Here is a 17,345-nt window from a genome sequence, read left to right as displayed (position 1 = left end):
CGCGTGAACACCCGGTGCGGTGCACGCGACGCGCGCGGCCGGAGCTGGGGCAGGCACTGACCGCCCCGCGCCGCGCACACTCTCACCACAGGAATCGACCGTGGGCTTCTCGACTCTCTTCATCCGCCGCCCCATCGCCACCTCGCTGCTGATGGTCGGGCTGATGCTGCTCGGCATCCTCGGCTACCAGCGCCTGCCGGTTTCGGCCCTGCCCGAGATCGAAGCGCCCAGCCTGGTGGTGACCACGCAGTACCCCGGCGCCAGCGCGCAGACCATGGCCTCGCTGGTGACCACGCCGCTGGAGCGGCAGCTGGGCCAGATCTCCGGCCTGGACCTAATGACCTCCGACTCCTCGGCCGGCCTGTCCACGATCGTGCTGCAGTTCTCGATGGAGCGCGACATCGACACCGCCGCCCAGGACGTGCAGGCGGCGATCCGCCAGGCCACCCTGCCCGGCTCGCTGCCGTACCAGCCGGTCTACAACCGGGTGAATCCGGCCGACGCGCCGATCCTGACCCTCAAGCTGGCCTCGGACACGCGCCCGCTGCGCGAGGTCAACGACCTGGCCGACTCGGTGCTGGCGCAGCGCCTGTCGCAGGTGGACGGCGTCGGCCTGGTGTCGATCGCCGGCAACGTGCGCCCGGCCGTGCGCATCCAGGCCAACCCGGCGCAGCTGGCCAACATGGGCATGACCCTGGAAGACCTGCGCAGCGCGCTGACCCAGGCCAACGTCAACGCGCCCAAGGGCTCGCTCAACGGCAAGACCCAGAGCTACACGCTGTCCACCAACGACCAGCTCAGCGACGCGGCCGACTACAACGACATCATCGTGCGCTACCGCAACGGCGCGCCGGTGCGGCTGCGCGACGTGGCCAGCGTGGTCGACGGGGTGGAGAACGACCAGATCGCGGCCTGGGCCGACGGCAAGCCGGCGGTGCTGCTGGAAGTGCGGCGCCAGCCCGGCGCCAACATCGTCAAGACCGTGGAGAGCATCCGCCAGATCCTGCCCGGCCTGCAGGGCATGTTGCCGGCGGACGTGAAGCTGGACGTGTTTTCCGACCGCACCGTCACCATCCGCGCCTCGGTGCACGACGTGCAGTTCACCCTCATCCTGACCATCTGCCTGGTGGTGGCGGTGATCTTCGTGTTCCTGCGCCGGCTGTGGGCCACGGTGATCCCCTCGGTGGCGGTGCCGCTGTCGCTGTTGGGCACCTTCGGGGTGATGGCGTTCGCCGGCATGTCGCTGGACAACCTGTCGCTGATGGCGCTGACCGTGGCCACCGGCTTCGTGGTCGACGACGCGATCGTGATGATCGAGAACATCGTGCGCTACATCGAGCAGGGCAAGGACGGCCAGGATGCCGCCGAAACCGGCGCCAGGGAGATCGGCTTCACCGTGCTGTCGCTGACCGTGTCGCTGATCGCGGTGTTCCTGCCGCTGATCCTGATGCCCGGCGTCACCGGCCGCCTGTTCCACGAGTTCGCCTGGGTGCTGTCGATCGCGGTGGCGATCTCGATGCTGATCTCGCTGACGCTCACCCCGATGATGTGCGCCTACCTGCTCAAGCCGGACGCCCTGCCCGAGGGCGACGATGCCCACGAGCGCGCCGCCGCGCAGGGCAAGGTGACGGCGTGGTCGCGGCTGGTGCACCTGTACGAATCCAGCCTGGACTGGGTGCTGCGCCACCAGCGCATGACCCTGGGCATCGCCCTGGGCTCGGTGGTGCTGACCGTGCTGCTGTACATCGCCATTCCCAAGGGCCTGCTGCCCGACCAGGACACCGGCATGATCACCGGCGTGGTGATCGCCGACCAGAACGTGGCCTTCGAGCAGATGCAGCAGCGCACCCAGGCGGTGGCCGAGGCGTTGCGCCAGGACGCGGCGGTGACCGGCGTGGCCGCCTACATCGGCGCCGGCTCGATGAACCCCACGCTCAACCAGGGCCAGCTGAACATCGTGCTCAAGGATCGCGGCGAGCGCGGCAGCCTGGACACGATCCTGCCGCGGCTGCAGGCCGCCGCCGCGCACATCCCCGGCGTCGCGCTGTACCTCAAGCCGGTGCAGGACGTGACCCTGGACACGCGCGTGGCCGCCACCGCCTACCAGTTCTCGCTGTCGGACATGGACAGCCGGGAGTTGGCCGAGCAGGCCGCGCGCGTCACCGACGCGCTGCGCCGCCTGCCGGAGCTGGCCGACGTCGACAACAACCTGGCCGACCACGGCCGCGCCCTGCACGTGGAAGTGGATCGCGACAAGGCCAGCCGCTACGGCGTGCCGATGCAGACCATCGACGACACCCTGTACGACGCCTACGGCCAGCGCCAGATCTCCACCATCTTCACCCAGCTCAACCAGTACCGCGTGGTGCTGGAGGTGGCGCCGGAGTTCCGCACCGCCGACGCGCTGATGAACCAGCTGGCGATCGGCAGCAACGGCAGCGGCGCGCTCACCGGCAGCAACGCCACCACCCTGGGCCAGGTCAGCTCCAGCAACTCCTCCACCGCCACCGGCATCGGCAACAGCAACACCGGCATCGCGCTGGGCGCCGGCGGCAGCATCCCGCTGTCGGCCATCGCCACCGCCACCCCGGGCACCGCGCCGCTGGTCGTCAGCCACCAGCAGCAGCTGCCGTCGGCGACGATCTCGTTCAACCTGGCCCCGGGCTATTCGCTGTCCGAGGGCGTGACGGCGATCAACAAGGCCGTGGCCGCGCTGCAGCTGCCGCCGCAGATGCAGGCGCAGTTCGTCGGCACCGCGGCCGAGTTCTCCAGCAGCCAGACCGACGTGGTGATGCTGCTGCTGGCCGCCATCGCGGTGATCTACATCGTGCTCGGCGTGCTCTACGAGAGCTGGATCCATCCGCTGACCATCATCTCCACCCTGCCGCCGGCCGGGGTCGGCGCGCTGCTGGCGCTGTACCTGTGCGGGATGAGCCTGTCGGTGGACGGCATCGTCGGCATCGTGCTGCTGATCGGCATCGTCAAGAAGAACGCGATCATGATGATCGACTTCGCGCTGGACGCGCAGCGCGCCGGCATGAATGCCTTTGACGCGATCCGCCGCGCCTGCCTGCTGCGCTTCCGCCCGATCATGATGACCACCGCCGCGGCCATGCTCGGCGCGCTGCCGCTGGCGCTGGGCACCGGCATCGGCTCGGAGCTGCGGCGCCCGCTGGGCGTGGCCATCGTCGGTGGCCTGCTGCTGTCGCAGCTGGTCACGCTGTACACCACGCCGGTGATCTACCTGTACTTCGAGCGGTTCTCCGAGTGGGCCGCGCGGCGCCGCGAGCAGCGCGCGGCCGCACGCCTGCAGGCCGCCGGCAAGCGCACGGCATGAACATCTCCGCGCCCTTCATCAAGCGCCCGATCGGCATCAGCCTGCTGGCCATCGGCCTGTTCTTCGCCGGCCTGCTCTGCTACCTGCGGCTGGGCGTGGCGGCGCTGCCGAACCTGTCGATCCCGGTGATCTTCGTGCAGGCCAGCAACATCGGCGCCGACGCCGACACCATGGCCGCCACCGTCACCGCGCCGCTGGAACGCCACCTCGGCCAGGTGCCGGGCATCAGCACCATGCGCTCGAGCAGCAGCGACGGGCGCAGCATGGTGTTCCTGATGTTCGACACCAGCCGCGACATCGACGCCGCCGCGCAGGACGTGCAGGCGGCGATCAACGCCGCCATGGCCGACCTGCCGGCCGGCATCAACACGCCCACCTACCAGAAGGCCAACCCCAACGACGACCCGGTGATCGCGCTGTCGCTGACCTCGGACACGCAGTCGGTCGCGCAGCTCTACAACCTGGCCGATTCGCTGCTGGCGCAGCGCCTGCGCCAGTTGCCGGGGGTATCGCAGGTGGACATCGCCGGCGCCTCGACCCCGGCGGTGCGCGTGGACCTCAACCTGCGCGCGATGAACGCGCTGGGGCTGAGCCCGGACGACCTGCGCAACGCCATGCGCGCGGCCAACGTGGCCTCGCCGCTGGGCTTCCTCGACGACGGCCGCAGCCAGACCGCCATCGTCCTCAACGACCAGGTACGCAGGGCCGCCGATTTCGCCAACATCGCCATCGCCAGCCACGACGGCGCGGTGGTGCGGCTGAAGGACATCGCCACCGTCTACGACGGCCAGCAGGACGCGTTCCAGGCGGCCTGGTTCAACGGCAAGCGCGGCGTGCTGATGTACGTGTACCTGCGCAGCGGCGCCAACCTGGTGGCGACCGTGGACCGGGTCAAGGCGGAAATGCCGGCGCTGTCCAGCCATCTCGATGCCGGCACCACGCTCACCCCCTACTTCGACCGCACCCCGACCATCCGCGCGTCGCTGGCCGAGGTGCAGATCACCCTGATGATCAGCCTGGCGATGGTGGTGCTGACCATGGCGCTGTTCCTGCGCCGGCTGGCGCCGACGCTGATCGCCGCGGTCACCGTGCCGCTGTCGCTGGCCGGCGCGGCGGTGGTGATGATGGTGCTGGGTTTCACCCTCAACAACCTGACCCTGCTGGCGCTGGTCATCGCCATTGGTTTCGTGGTCGACGACGCCATCGTGGTGATCGAGAACATCATGCGCCACCTGGACGCCGGCATGCCGCGCCTGCAGGCGGCGATGGCGGGTGCGCGCGAGATCGGCTTCACCATCGTCTCCATCACCGCCTCGCTGGTGGCGGTGTTCCTGCCGATCATCTTCGCCCAGGGCATGCTCGGCGCGTTCTTCCGCGAGTTCACCCTGACCCTGGTGGCGGCGATCATGGTGTCGGCGCTGGTGTCGCTGACCCTGACCCCGGCGCTGTGCGCGCGCTTCCTGCAGCCGCACGCGGCGCACGTGCGCGAATCGCGCATGCACCGCCTGCTCGACCGCGTGCACGGCGGCATGCTGAAGGTGTACACGGTGGCGCTGGATTTCTCGCTGCGCCATGCGCTGCTGCTGGCGCTCACCCCGCTGCTGCTGATCGTGGCCACGTTCTACCTGGCCGGCGCGGTCGGCAAGGGCAACTTCCCCGAGCAGGACACCGGCCTGATCTGGGGCCGCGCCAGCTCCAGCGCCACGGTGTCGTTCGCCGAGATGAGCCAGCGGCAGCGGCGCCTGAGCGACATGTTCCTGGCCGACCCGGCGGTGAAGATGGTCGGCTCGCGGCTGGGCTCCAGCCGCCAGGGCAGCAGCGCGCAGTTCAACATCGAGCTCAGGACCATGGCCGAGGGCCGGCGCGAGCCGACCAGCCTGGTGGTGGCCCGGCTCAGCGCCAAGGCGGCGCAGTTCCCGGACCTGGACGTGCGCCTGCGCGCCATCCAGGACCTGCCGTCCGACGGTGGCGGCGGTGGCGGCCAGGGCGCGCAGAACCGCGTCACCCTGCAGGGCAACGATGCCGCGCAACTGGCCGAATGGCTGCCCAAGCTGGTCGAGGTGCTGAAGCAGAACCCGAAGCTGCGCGACGTCGGCTCGGACGTGGACAAGGGCGGGCTGATGCAGAAGATCGTCATCGACCGCGAGAAGGCCTCGCGCCTGGGCGTGAGCATTGGCGCGATCGACGGCGCGCTGTACGGCGCCTTCGGCCAGCGCCAGATCTCCACCATCTACGCCGATCTCAACCAGTACGGCGTGGTGGTCAACGCGCTGCCGGAACAGACCGGCAGCCCGGCGGCCATCGACGACGTGTACGTGCGCTCCAGCAGCGGGCAGATGATCCCGCTGACCGCCTTCGCCCACCAGGAACCCGGGCTGGCGCCGTCGCAGGTGACCCACCAGAACCAGTACACGGTGATGGACCTGAGCTACAACCTGGCGCCCGGGGTCAGCAGTGGCGAGGGCGACGCCATCGTCAAGGCCGCCATCGACGGCCTGCGCATGCCCGGCGACATCCGCCAGGCCGAACCCGGCGGCTTCCGCCAGGCGCTGGACCCGGCGGCGATGCTGATGCTGATCATCGCCGCCATCGCCACCGTCTACATCGTGCTGGGCATGCTGTACGAGAACCTGGTGCACCCGGTGACGATCCTGTCCACCCTGCCGGCCGCCGGCATGGGCGCGCTGCTGGCGCTGTGGGTGACCAATACCGACCTGTCGGTGATCTCGACCATCGCCCTGGTGCTGCTGATCGGCATCGTCAAGAAGAACGCGATCATGATGATCGACTTCGCCCTGGTGGCGCAGCGCGAACACGGCAGGTCGCCGGCCGAAGCGGTGCGCGAGGCCAGCATCGTGCGCTTCCGCCCGATCATGATGACCACGATGGTCGCGATCCTGGCGGCGCTGCCGCTGGCGATCGGCCTGGGCGAAGGCTCGGAACTGCGCCGCCCGCTGGGCATCGCGATGATCGGCGGCCTGCTGATCTCGCAGAGCCTGACCCTGCTCAGCACCCCGGCGCTGTACGTGATCTTCTCCTGCCTGCAGCAGCACTGGCGCGGCTGGCGCGCACGCCGCCGCGAGCGCAAGGGCCAGCGGCGGATCGCACGGGCCTGATCGTCTCCGGCACGGGGCTACGTTCCGCTGGAACGTAGCCGGGAACGTCCCTGCCTGGCACTGCGCGGCATCGCGGAGATCACCATCGCGGCGACGCAGCCGTCACCCCGGCCAACGGCTGCACGCGGTTCATACGTGCGGGTTTTCGTCCGCAGCGACATGGCCGGCGGATGGAGGCCGGCAGCAGATGGGGCAAGCACAGTCGCGTCGGCAGCCGGCGTGTCGTACCGGCCCCATCGCCACGGATCAGGCCGCCAACTGCGCCAGCGATTCCGCCTGCAGGCGCTCGTAGATCGCGAACTCGTCGGCCACCGTCGCCCCCAGTGCCTGCTCGAACGCTTCGCGGTTGGCACGCGCCGCATAGGCGCGCTGCTCCTCGCCGCCCAGGTTGGACTGGAAGATGCCCGCGGCGCTGACCGGCAGGAAGTCTTCGTAGACGATGGGTTCGGCGACGGCCAGGCCGCGCTCGATCAGCACCTCGGCCGGCAGTGCGCGCTCGGCCGCCGGCAGCGCGCGGCCGGCATCGGTCAGCGCGTAGCGGTAGTAGCCCAGGCCCTCGCGGCGCAGGGTTGCGTGGTCGTCGGGGAAGCCGGCGAACGCCGCCTGCAGGCGCTGCATGTAGTCGCCACCGGTGCTGCCGGCGCCGCCGTTGTCGCGCGCCTGGGCCAGCAGCGCGTCGTACAGCGCGCGGCCCTTGGGAGTCAGCGCCAGGCCGCGCTGCTCGATCTCGCCGAAACGCGCGGTATGGGTGCCGGCGGCGTTGTCCTCGCCCGAGGGGAAGTGCACCAATTCTTCCAGCGCCTTGAAGCTGGTCTGGCGCAGCAGGATCGGGCACGCGCGGCGCGGCGGGCCTTCGATCACCGCCTTGGCGGCCAGGCCGCGCGCGTGCATCGCCGCCTGCGCGGCGTCGATGTCGAGGGTGCGCGGGGTCAGGTGGTTGATGTGCGGGCCACGGAAGCTGACCACGTCGGCCACCAGCCGGTGCGCGGCATGCAGGGCGTGGTAGGTCTGCAGCGACACGGTGGCCTCGTTGTGCCAGCGGAAGGTCTCCAGTGCCTCGACCACGAAGCGCCAGGCATCCTCGCCGGACAGGCCGCCATCGCGTTCGCACTGCTCAATGAGCTGCAGCACGCCCGGGGTGAAGATCGTGCGCCGGGACAGGATCCCGGCCGCCTGCGCGCGCAGCGCTTCGTCCTCGATCAGTTCCAGCCGCAGCAGCGAGGTGAACACCCGGAACGGATTGCGGTTCAGCGATTCGCCATCGACCGGGCGGAACGCAGTGGAGTGCACCGGCACGCCGGCCACCGACAGGTCGTAGTAGCCCACCGGCTGCATGCCCATGACCGCGAACAGGCGGCGCAGCGTGGACAGCTCCTGCGCGGTGCCGACCCGGATCGCGCCGTGGCGCTCCACGTCCAGGCGTTCGCGCTCGCCACTGCGCTGCATCTGCGCATCCAGTTCCGGCTGCGCCGCCAGGACGCCGGCGTTGACCTCGCCGACCAGCTCCACAAGCGTGCCGTACAGCGGCACCTCGGTGCGGTACATGTGCGACATCGCCTGCGAGAACAGGCTGCGGATGTGATCGGCGGAGACGAAACGGTCGGCGGTCATGGCGGGGCGCGCGGCGCGGCAGGGGAAACCGCTATTTTCGCCCGGATGGGGTCAGCCGGTCATCCATTGCATTGGATACTTTCGCGGTACCGTCGCGGCACCGACGGCACTGCGACGCGGGCGGTCAGTCGTGGCCACGGGCGGCCGCATCGCGGCGCGCGCGGTCACCGAGCTGGCGCTGCAGCAGCGCGTCCAGCCGGATCGGCCGGTCCCAGTGGTCGTAACTGGCGACCAGGGCGTGGCGCACGGCGCGCCAGTGCAGGTTGTCCGGCGCCACCGGCAGGCTTTCCACCACGGCTCTCCAGCCCTCGCCCGGGAGCCGGCTGCGCGCCTGCACCGGCTCGCGGCAACTGGCACCGATGGCCTGGCCCCAGAAGCAGGCGAACCAGACGTCGCCGGGCACCCAGCCATGCTGCTGCAGCAGCGCCTCGACGTAGCCGCGGCGCGCGCCGCCATAGCGCACCAGCTCGTCGATGAAGGCGTCGGGGTAGCGCTCGGCGTAGCGGTTGACGTCGGCCAGCTGGCGGTCGAGCCAGGCATCGCCGGTCCCCGGTTCGTAGGCGGGCGCGGTGGCCGCCGGGTCCGCGGCGGCCGCCTGTGCCGCTGCCACCGCGGGGAACAGGGGCCACGCGGAAACGCACGCAAGCAACGCGGGCAGGCAGCGGCGCAGCCACGCCACGCGTGGCTCCGCGCGCACGCGCCGGTTCATCGGCCGGCCGCTTCGATCGCGGCCACTGCCTGCGGCCACTGCCAGGCAGTGTCGGCCAGGCGCAGGCGCGGCTCCTCGCTGGACACGCCGTGCTCGGCCTCGTGGGCCCAGGTCATCGCGTACGGGGTATGCACGCCCCAACCGCCGAGCGCCAGCACCGGTTCGATGTCCGAGCGCAGCGAGTTGCCGACCATCACGAAGCGCTCGGCCGGCAGCCCGAACTCGGCCAGCACCCGGGCGTAGGTGGACGGGTCCTTCTCCGAGACGATCTCGATCCGAGGGAACAGGTCGCGCAGGCCGGAGCGTTCGATCTTCTGCTCCTGGTGGAACAGGTCGCCCTTGGTGATCAGCACCACCGGCCAGCGCGCGGCGATGGCCGACACCGCTTCGCGCACGCCGTCGATCACCTCGACCGGATGCTGCAGGGTGCGGCGGCCGATCTCGACGATCTGGCGCAGGTGGGCGGCGGAAATACGCTCGTCGGTCAGCTCGATCGCCGCCTCGATCATCGACAGGGTCATGCCCTTGGCGCCGTAGCCGAATATCGCCAGGTTGCGCCGCTCCACCTTGAGCAGGTGCTGCGCGGTGCCGGCATCGTGCAGGTCGACGTAGTGGCCGAGGATGGACTCGAATTCCTGCTCGGCCAGGCGGTAATAGTCTTCGCTCTTCCAGAGCGTGTCGTCGCCGTCGAAGCCGACCAGGCCGATAGCGGAAGAGGGGGTGGGAGCGTGGGGTGCGTGCGTCATGCGCCACAGGATAGCAATCCGCCCCCGGGGGAAGAGCGGCCGGCGGCCGCTCTTCCGGGACGGGGGCGCCGGCGCCGGCGCGTTACTTCTGCTGCGAGGCGGTGTAGGTGCGGTATTCGTCCGGGGTCAGCTTGCCGTCCTTGTCGGCATCGGCGGCGTCGAACACCTGCGCCAGCCCGGCGTGGGCCTGCGATTCGGCGCGGCTGATGCTGCCGTCACCGTCGGCGTCCAGGCTGGCCCACGACTGGCCATTGCCGCGGGTGGCGGCATCGTCGGCGGCATCCTGGCGGGTGTCGCTGGCCTGCGCCGCCTGCTCGTGCGCCTGGTGCTGCTGTTCGACGCGGGCGTCCTGAGCCATGGCCGGCATGGCCAGTGCGGCACCGGCGGCGGCGACGAGGGCGAACAGCGGGTTGCGGTTGCGAACGGTCATCAGGTGTTCCTCCTGCGGTCTGGAAAGCGCGGTGATTCCGCACGCCGCCACCCTCGCAGGCCGGTGCTGAATCGCGCACGCCCCGCGGAACCGCCGCAGACACGACGTTAACCAACGCACGCGCCGGAACCGCTACCGCCCTGGTTAGCGATGCGTGAGCCGCAGGTAAGCCGCGCATTCGGGCGTTCCATCCGCGGCACGCCGGCGCGGATCGGCCGGCGTCAGTCGCCGTGGGTGTCGTCCCTGGCGGTGGCGTGCGGGCTGAACGCCCGCCATCCGAGCCCCACCCCGACCAGCGCGCCGGCCACTTCCAGCACCACCCGCGTGCCCAGCTGGTCGGGGTCGTGGATGCCGGCCAGCGCCAGCCGCGCGTAGAGCGGCGACTCCAGCTGCACCATGCCCAGGTAGAACAGGTTCCAGCCATCCACCCCGGCACCGAGCGCAACCGCGGCCAGGCACGGCCAGGCGATCGCATGGCCCGCCGACAGGCCGCTGCGGCGGCACACCTGCCACCACAGGGAAAACACCACGAAGCCGACCGCCAGCGCGATCAGGGCTGCTTCCAGCGAGCCCAGCAGGCCGTAGTGGAGTTCCAGGTTCATCGGGGGTCGGTCATGGCAACGGGGACGCCGCAGTGTAGCCGGCCGCACACGGCCTGCAGGTGCGCCGGCGGCCGCGCTGCGGCCTTGCTGGCGACGCCATCAGGGCCGACACGCCGGCAGCGCCGCCGGACGCGGCGCCGGTGGTGCTAGCGCACCGGGAAATCGTAGGCGGTATCGGGCGTCGGCTCGGGGCGGAAGGTGTAGTGCCACCACTCCATCGGGTAGTTGGCGAAGCCCTGGGCCGCCATCGCGTCGAGCAGCAGGCGCCGGTTGTGGCGCTGCTGCGCGGTGATCCCGGGGCTGTCGGTATGCGCCAGCGGATCGAACCGGTCGAAGCCGGTGCCCATGTCCAGCTCCACGCAGCCGCCCTGGCGGCAGTCGAGCAGGCCCAGGTCGACGGTGGCGCCGCGGCTGTGCCCCGAATGCTCGGCGATGTAGCCGTCCAGCAACCGGCTCTTGTCGATGTTCGGGTAATAGCGGGCCTTGGCCTGCTGGTCGGCCGGGTCGTGCGCCCAGGCGACGAACGACTGCACCGAGCGCACCGGGCGGTAGCAGTCGTACAGGCGCAGCGCGTGGCCCTGCGCGTGCAGCGCGCGCTGCACGCGCGCCAGCGCCTGCGCGACCGGGGCGAGCAGGTAGCAGCGCGGTGCGTCGTATCCGGGCACCGGGCGGCCGGTGAAGTTGTCGCTGCCGGCATAGCGCATGTCCAGCGAGAACCCGGGCGCCAGGGTGGCGACATCCAGCATGCCGGCCTGCGCCGGGGTGGCCGCCGGGGACACCGCCGGTACCGCCGCCTGCGCCGCGGCGCAGGCGGCCAGCGCAGGCAACGCGATCCAACACCGGAAGTTCATCGCAATGGCTCTCCCCATGGCTCAGGCGCGCCCGCGCAGGTAGCCGTTCAGGCCCTTGGCACGCAGCAGCTGCGCGGCACCGGCCCAATCCAGCGGCTTGCCGCTGTCCAGGCGCTCGAGCACGGCGACGATCGCCAGTTCCACCTCGGGCAGCTGCGCCGCTTCGGCCAGGCGCGCGCGCTGGTCGATCGCCTCGAACAGCACGCGGTTGGCCTCGGCATAGCTCAGCGGCGCGGTGTTGCCGTGCTGCGCGCGCCAGCGCTGGCCATCGAGCACGGCGTTGACGTGCGACTGGATCAGGTAGGTGGCGCGGCCGATCAGCTTGAGGTTGCCCGGCTGCACCGCGGTCATGGTGTTGCCCACGGTGCGCCCGAGCCGCGCCATCACCGCGGTCGAATGCGCGTTGAGCAGCATCTTCAGCGCCAGCGTGCGGTCCAGGCCGAGCGGGTCGTTGCTGCGCGGCAGGTCCAGCGCGACGCCCGGCGCCGCGCCGTCCAGCGCGCGGGAATCATCGCCGGTACCGGCGCCATGGCCCACGGTGACGGTGAGCCGGCCGGCGCCGGCATCGGCGAACGCCTGCCACCATTGCCGGGCCAGTGCGTCCACCGGCTCGCCGGCGTAACGCAGCAGCACGCCGAGGTCGCCCGCCTGCGGCGGCAGCCGTTCGCGGTTGCCCGGCGACCAGGACAGGTCGTACAGCGCCTGCTGCTCGGCGCCGGCGCGTTCCAGGCTGCGCAGCGCGGTGGCACGCAGCGCCGGATCGTCCACGTTCTGCTCGAACTGCGGGCGGTACTGCGCCGCATCCAGCCCGTGGAACGGGCGGTGCAGCAGTGCGTCCCAGGCCGCCTGCGGTGTCGCCACCGGCGCCCACACGCGGATCCACGACGCCGGCGGCGTGGTGTCGGTGCGGTCCAGCGGCGCCAGCCGGAAGGTCGGCGCGCGTTCGGTCACGTCCACGAACACCGGCATCAGCGCCTGCCCGGCCAGGTAGGTGGCGTGGCGGCCGTCGGCATAGGCCTGCGCCTCGCGCGCGGTCCACTGCGCCAGCTGCGGGGCACTGGCGGCCACGCGGCGCTGCAGGCCGGTGAAGCCGCGCAGGCGGCTTTCGATGGTGTCGCGGGCATCCAGCCCCAGGCGCTGCGCATCGGCGGCGTCCAGTTGCGGCAGCAGCAGCGCGCGCAGCGCGTCTTCCAGCACCAGCCCCAGCGCGTACAGGCTGGTGGTGGTGGCCTGCATGCGGGTGGACCCGGTGATGGCCTGCGGCCCGGTGGGCAGGGCGATCTTGTGGATGCGCGCGTCATCGAGCACGCGCCGGCTGCGCTCGAACGGGCGCAGCACCTCGTCCGGGTTGTTGTAGACGAACCAGACCCGGTCGGTACCCGCACCGCGCTGGTCGGCGGCGGCCAGCGCGGTGCCGATCACCGCCGACGTCTCGCCGCCTTCGGTCACCGCGAACACCACGTCGTCGGCGCCGATGTCGTCGTCGCGCATCTGCAGCGCGCCGATCAGCTGCAGGTCCTCGAAGCCTTCCAGCGAGCTGATCAGCGCGCGGTCGCCACCGGTGATCTCGCCACGCACGCGCTCGCCCAGCCCGGCCGGCAGCCGGGCGGCGATGCGCGGCCACGCCGGGTCGGCCTGCAGGCGCTTCCAGAACGGGCGCCACACGCCGCTTTCCAGGGTCTCGGCCAGGCGCCCGGTCGAGCCGGTGCCGTAGAAGTAGATGCGATGGCCGTCGCGCAGCGCGCGCTGTACCGCGCTCGAGGCGGCGTGCAGCTTCGCCATGCGCTGCGGATCGTCGGCCAGCGCGGCGAAGGCGCGGGCCACATCCTCGTCCACCGAGAACAGCTGCGCCAGCGCCTGCGCCGGGTCGTGCGCGGCGACTTCACTCAGGTTCCAGGTCCGGGGATGGCGTTGTTCGGTCAGCAGCGTATGCAGCTGGAACTGGGTGCGCTGCTGCACGAACCCGGTGGAGGCCGGTGACGGCGGCAGCCCCAGCCGCTCGCCGGCATCGGCGGCAAGCGCGGCCGGACTGATCGCCGCCAGGCTCAGGGCGAACGTCATGGCAATGCGTCCGGTACGGGGGAAGGAGGCACGGTTCGGTCGGGTCATGCGGCCGCCTCAGGGGTTGGCGGCCGGGGCGGCCAGGTTGCCCGCGGCCAGCGCATGCAGGATGCGCAGGTCCTCGGCGTCCAGCTCGCTGCCACCCTGGCCGCGGAAATGGTTGCGGAACGCGCGCACGGTGGCGGCGCGGTCGTCCAGCGGGTAGCCGATCAGGCGCAGCGCGGTCCATGGGTCGAACCCGGCCGGCGCCGGCGGCGCATCGGCGGCGGGCCAGCGGCCGAAGCCGGCATCGGCCAGGCGCTTCCACGGGAACAGCGGGCCCGGGTCGGGCTTGCGCGTCGGCGCCAGGTCCTGGTGGCCGATGATCTGGCTGCGCGGGATGCGCAGGCGCGTGCACAGGTCCTCCAGCAGCACCAGCAGGCTCTGCACCTGCGCCTCGGCGAACGGCGACCTGCCGTCGTTGTCCAGCTCGATGCCGATCGAGGCGGAGTTGAGGTCGGTGAACGAGCCCCAGCTGCCGGCACCGGCATGCCAGGCGCGGCGCTCGTCGCTGACCAGCTGGTAGCGGGTGCCGTCGGCACCGATCAGGTAGTGCGCGCTGACCGGGCCGCCGCTGTTGCGGCCGCGCAGCGTATCCAGGCTCTGCTGCACCGAATCCTGTTCGGTGAAGTGGATGACGATCAGGTTCGGCCGGCGCACGTCCTGGTTCGGCGAAGGCACCCAGCCTGCCAGCGGGTTGCGCGGCGGCGCGTGGCCGCAGGCGGTGAGCAGGGCCAGCAGCGCGGCTGGCAGCAACAGCTTGGTGGACATCTTCATCAACGCCTCGCTTGCACGACGGTGGTGCGTGGATCAGGGCAGGACCGGCGCGCGGCCTGCCGACAACACGAAGAAAGCGCCTTGGCCGCCGCCGGTTGCCGGGCGGCGGCGAAAGGGGCCCGGCAACCGGGCCCGTGGGCATGTCACTGGAAGCGGTACTCCAGCAGCAGGTTGAACGAACGGCCGCGCGGGTCGGCGACGCGCGCTTCCCAGCCGGCGCCGTCGCCATCGTCCAGGTAGCGGACGGTGAACGGCGGATCGGTGTTGAGCAGGTTGCGTATGCCGAACGTCGCCTTCAGGTTCTCCATGCCGGTCCAGGTCAGGCTGTAGTTGTAGGTGATGTAGGCATCGACGTTGCCGTCCCACGCCGGCGGGTTGTAGCCGTTGACGATGCCGCCCGGCTTCCAGTCCTTGTAGCCGCCACGGTAGACCTGGGTCAGCGTGTGCGCCCAGTCGCCCCGCGCCCAGCCGGCGCTGACGGTGTGCTTCCAGCGGATCGGCAGGTTGTAGTAGCGCTCGTACTCGCCGACCAGGTTGTCGCTGTAGGGCAGGCTGTCGAAGGTCTTGGTCCTGAACGTGTCCAGGTAGTTGCCGTTGAGGTGGACGTTCCAGGTACCGCCGGCCAGGTCGCCGCGCACGTTGGAGTCCAGCTCGATGCCACGGGTCAGGGTGCCGCCGGTGTTGATGTAGCGCTGGTCGATGGCGATGATCTTGCCGGCCGAATCGCGGATGAAGTTCGACGCGTACAGGGGGTAGTTGGCGGTCATCGTCGACAGGTTGAAGCCGCTGCGGATCGTGTTGGTGCGCTCGATCTCCCACCAGTCGACGCTGACGTTGAAGTTGCCGTTGGGCGCGATCACGAAGCCGATGCTGCGCTGTTCGGCCTCTTCCGGCTTCAGGTTCGGATTGCCGCCGGTGATGATGTCCGGGCGGATCTGCTCGCTGCAGTTGGGCACGTCCGGGTTGTACTGGCCCTTGGGGCAGGTCGCCGGGTCGGCCAGGTCAAGGCCGGTGTACTGGCTCTCGGTGATGCCGCGGAACAGCTTGGCGAAATCGGGCACCTTGAAGCCGGTGCTGTAGGAGCCGCGGAACACCAGCCAGTCCATCGGCTGCCACTTGAACGAATACTTCGGGTTGGTGGTGCCACCGAAGCCGTCGTAACGGTCGTGGCGCACGGCCAGGTTGACTTCCAGGCTGTCGACCACCGGCAGGTTGACCTCGGCGAACACCGCCTTGACGTTGCGCTGCTTGGGCGACATGTAGTTGGAGGCATCGCCGGGAACACCGAACACGTAGGCGTTGCCCGCCACCCATTCGGCCGGGCCGCCGAACTCGTATTCCTCGCGGCGTACGTCCACGCCCGCCGCCGCCTGCACGTCGTTGCCGCTCCACAGGCGGAAGCCGAGGCTGCCGCTGAAGCTGGCGTCGAAGGTGGTCGTGGTCGAAGTGCCTTCGTAGATCTGCAGGCCGCTGGCGTCGGCCGCGGCCAGCGCGTCGTACGCGGCCTGGGACTGGCTCTGGCCCGGCATCAGGAACGGGTTGAGCACGCCATTCTTCAGCGCCGCCTTCAGCTGCGGGGTGTAGTAGTAGCCGCCGGCGGTCACCGACTCGGCCTTGCTCTGCGCGCGCGATAGACCGATGTTGTAGTCCCAGCTGCCGAGGCTGCCGGTCATGCCCAGCAGCGCGCGGTAGGCCTTGGTGGTGGTCTCGATCTGGCGCGGGCCGCAGACTTCGCAGCGCCAGCGGTAGGCGATGGGGCTGCCGTAGACCAGGTTGGCCTGGTTGCCGAAATAGTCGTGCAGCTGGTTGTAGATGGCGTCGTAGGTCGCCTTGGTGTTGGCGTTGAGCTCGTAGGCGTCGAGCTGGGTGGCGCTGGCGTTGATGCTGGTGGTGATCTGCTGCGCTTCGAACTGGCGCTTGGAGGTCACCTTGGAGCCCATGAACTCGGCGAAGAACTCATGGTTGTCGCCGACCTTGAAGGTGGCGCGGCCGATGCCCTGCACCGTGTCCACCGGCTGCTGGATGGTGCGCGCGCGGCCATAGTCCCAGGCGCAGCCGAAGCTGGCGCCGGGGCTGGCCCAGATCTTGTCGCCGTAATCGCCCATCATGTCGCCGCCGTTCACGCAGCCGGCGCCGCCGGGCAGGCGCAGCGTGTTGATGGTGGTCTTGGTGAGGCCGGTGACCGGGTCCTTCAGGCCGCCGCCGATCATGCTGCCGGTGCCGGTGACGATGTTGGCGAACGGCGTGCCGCGGGTATCCGGCGACAGGCCGCGGTCGGCCTGGAAACTGTTGACGAAATCGCGCTGGTTGCCGCGCAGGATCTTGTTCTGCTTCACGTTGACCGCGGCCCAGACGTTCCAGCGGTCGTTGTCCAGGTCGCCCCAGCCACCCAGCAGGCTGCCGTGGAAGATGTTGCCGCCGCCCTCCTCGGTCACGTCGGCGCCGGCGGTGAGGGTGATGCCCTGGTAGTTGTTGCGGGTGATGAAGTTGATCACGCCGCCGATGGCGTCGGTGCCGTACACGGCGGACGCGCCGTCGCGCAGCACTTCCACGCGTTCGATCGCGGCGAACGGGATCGAGTTCAGGTCGACCACCTGGCCCGCCAGGCCGTGCGCGGCGACGCGGCGGCCGTTGAGCAGCACCAGGGTCGCGTCGGCGCCCTGCCCGCGCAGGTTGGCGCCGGACACGCCGTTGTTGCCGCGGGTGCCCGGGGGCGCGACGCCGCTGTTGGCGGCCAGACTGTCCGGGCCGCTGCTGGCGATGTTCAGCTGCTGCAGCAGCTGTTCGGCCGAGGTGATGCCCTGGGCCTCGATCTCGGCTTTCTGGATGATGGTGACGGGCATCGCCGCTTCGACGTCGGTGCGCTTGATGCGCGAGCCGGTGACTTCGATCTTGTCGAGCGTGCGCGCCTCCGGCGACGCCGGGGAAGCCGCGGGCTGCGCCTGCGCGAACGCGGCCAGCGGGCTGCCGAGCGCCAGCAACAGTGCGGCGCTCAGGTGGTGCATGCGGGGGGACGTGCGGTTGCGGACATGCTCTCTCTCCAGAAAAGGGCGCGTAACGTGGGTG

11 protein-coding genes are annotated in these 17,345 nt (G+C 70.6%); 2 read left to right on the top strand and 9 right to left on the bottom strand.

Annotation, left to right across the window (positions count from 1 at the left end):
• Positions 1 to 100: 100 nt before the first annotated feature.
• Entirely contained in the window at positions 101 to 3,337 is a 3,237-nt protein-coding gene (locus B1L07_01370; protein ID AUZ54003.1) for an acriflavine resistance protein B, read from the top strand.
• Positions 3,334 to 6,453 carry an acriflavin resistance protein gene (locus B1L07_01365; GenBank protein ID AUZ56393.1) on the top strand — a complete coding sequence of 1,040 codons (3,120 nt, stop codon included), beginning with the start codon at positions 3,334 to 3,336 and terminating at the stop codon, positions 6,451 to 6,453. Before B1L07_01370 ends, B1L07_01365 begins: the two co-directional genes overlap by 4 nt.
• A gap of 246 nt (positions 6,454 to 6,699) precedes the next feature.
• Here B1L07_01365 and B1L07_01360 read toward each other — a convergent pair whose 3' ends face one another.
• The 9 genes from B1L07_01360 to B1L07_01320 all read right to left on the bottom strand — a co-directional run bounded on the left by B1L07_01360 (position 6,700) and on the right by B1L07_01320 (position 17,284).
• Positions 6,700 to 8,064 (bottom strand): DUF1338 domain-containing protein, encoded by a 1,365-nt coding sequence (locus tag B1L07_01360; protein AUZ54002.1) that lies wholly within the window; start codon positions 8,062 to 8,064, stop codon positions 6,700 to 6,702.
• Between the two features lie 124 nt (positions 8,065 to 8,188).
• The gene (locus tag B1L07_01355) at positions 8,189 to 8,773 is read right to left on the bottom strand and encodes a hypothetical protein (GenBank protein ID AUZ54001.1); all 585 of its coding nucleotides are present in this window, start codon (positions 8,771 to 8,773) and stop codon (positions 8,189 to 8,191) included.
• Positions 8,770 to 9,519 carry a haloacid dehalogenase gene (locus B1L07_01350; GenBank protein AUZ54000.1) on the bottom strand — a complete coding sequence of 250 codons (750 nt, stop codon included), beginning with the start codon at positions 9,517 to 9,519 and terminating at the stop codon, positions 8,770 to 8,772. The genes B1L07_01355 and B1L07_01350 overlap by 4 nt, the downstream gene beginning before the upstream one ends.
• 82 nt (positions 9,520 to 9,601) lie before the next feature.
• Positions 9,602 to 9,949, bottom strand: coding sequence for a hypothetical protein (locus tag B1L07_01345; GenBank protein ID AUZ53999.1), 348 nt, complete (start codon positions 9,947 to 9,949; stop codon positions 9,602 to 9,604).
• A 221-nt stretch (positions 9,950 to 10,170) separates the two neighbouring features.
• Positions 10,171 to 10,551, bottom strand: coding sequence for a hypothetical protein (locus B1L07_01340; protein ID AUZ53998.1), 381 nt, complete (start codon positions 10,549 to 10,551; stop codon positions 10,171 to 10,173).
• A gap of 146 nt (positions 10,552 to 10,697) precedes the next feature.
• Positions 10,698 to 11,402 carry a D-alanyl-D-alanine dipeptidase gene (locus tag B1L07_01335; protein AUZ53997.1) on the bottom strand — a complete coding sequence of 235 codons (705 nt, stop codon included), beginning with the start codon at positions 11,400 to 11,402 and terminating at the stop codon, positions 10,698 to 10,700.
• A gap of 21 nt (positions 11,403 to 11,423) precedes the next feature.
• Positions 11,424 to 13,463 carry a hypothetical protein gene (locus tag B1L07_01330; protein ID AUZ53996.1) on the bottom strand — a complete coding sequence of 680 codons (2,040 nt, stop codon included), beginning with the start codon at positions 13,461 to 13,463 and terminating at the stop codon, positions 11,424 to 11,426.
• 57 nt (positions 13,464 to 13,520) lie between these two features.
• A complete protein-coding gene (locus B1L07_01325; protein AUZ53995.1) occupies positions 13,521 to 14,279 on the bottom strand; it encodes an N-acetylmuramoyl-L-alanine amidase in 759 nt (252 codons plus the stop codon).
• A 143-nt stretch (positions 14,280 to 14,422) separates the two neighbouring features.
• On the bottom strand, positions 14,423 to 17,284 hold the full coding sequence (locus tag B1L07_01320) for a TonB-dependent receptor (protein ID AUZ53994.1): 2,862 nt from the start codon (positions 17,282 to 17,284) through the stop codon (positions 14,423 to 14,425).
• Positions 17,285 to 17,345: the final 61 nt, after the last annotated feature.

It is taken from the genome of Stenotrophomonas acidaminiphila, assembly GCA_002951995.1.
GTDB classification, from domain to species: domain Bacteria; phylum Pseudomonadota; class Gammaproteobacteria; order Xanthomonadales; family Xanthomonadaceae; genus Stenotrophomonas; species Stenotrophomonas acidaminiphila_A.
The sequence above is the reverse complement of the archived record's forward strand: the minus strand, read 5'-3'. Positions and strand labels throughout refer to the sequence as shown.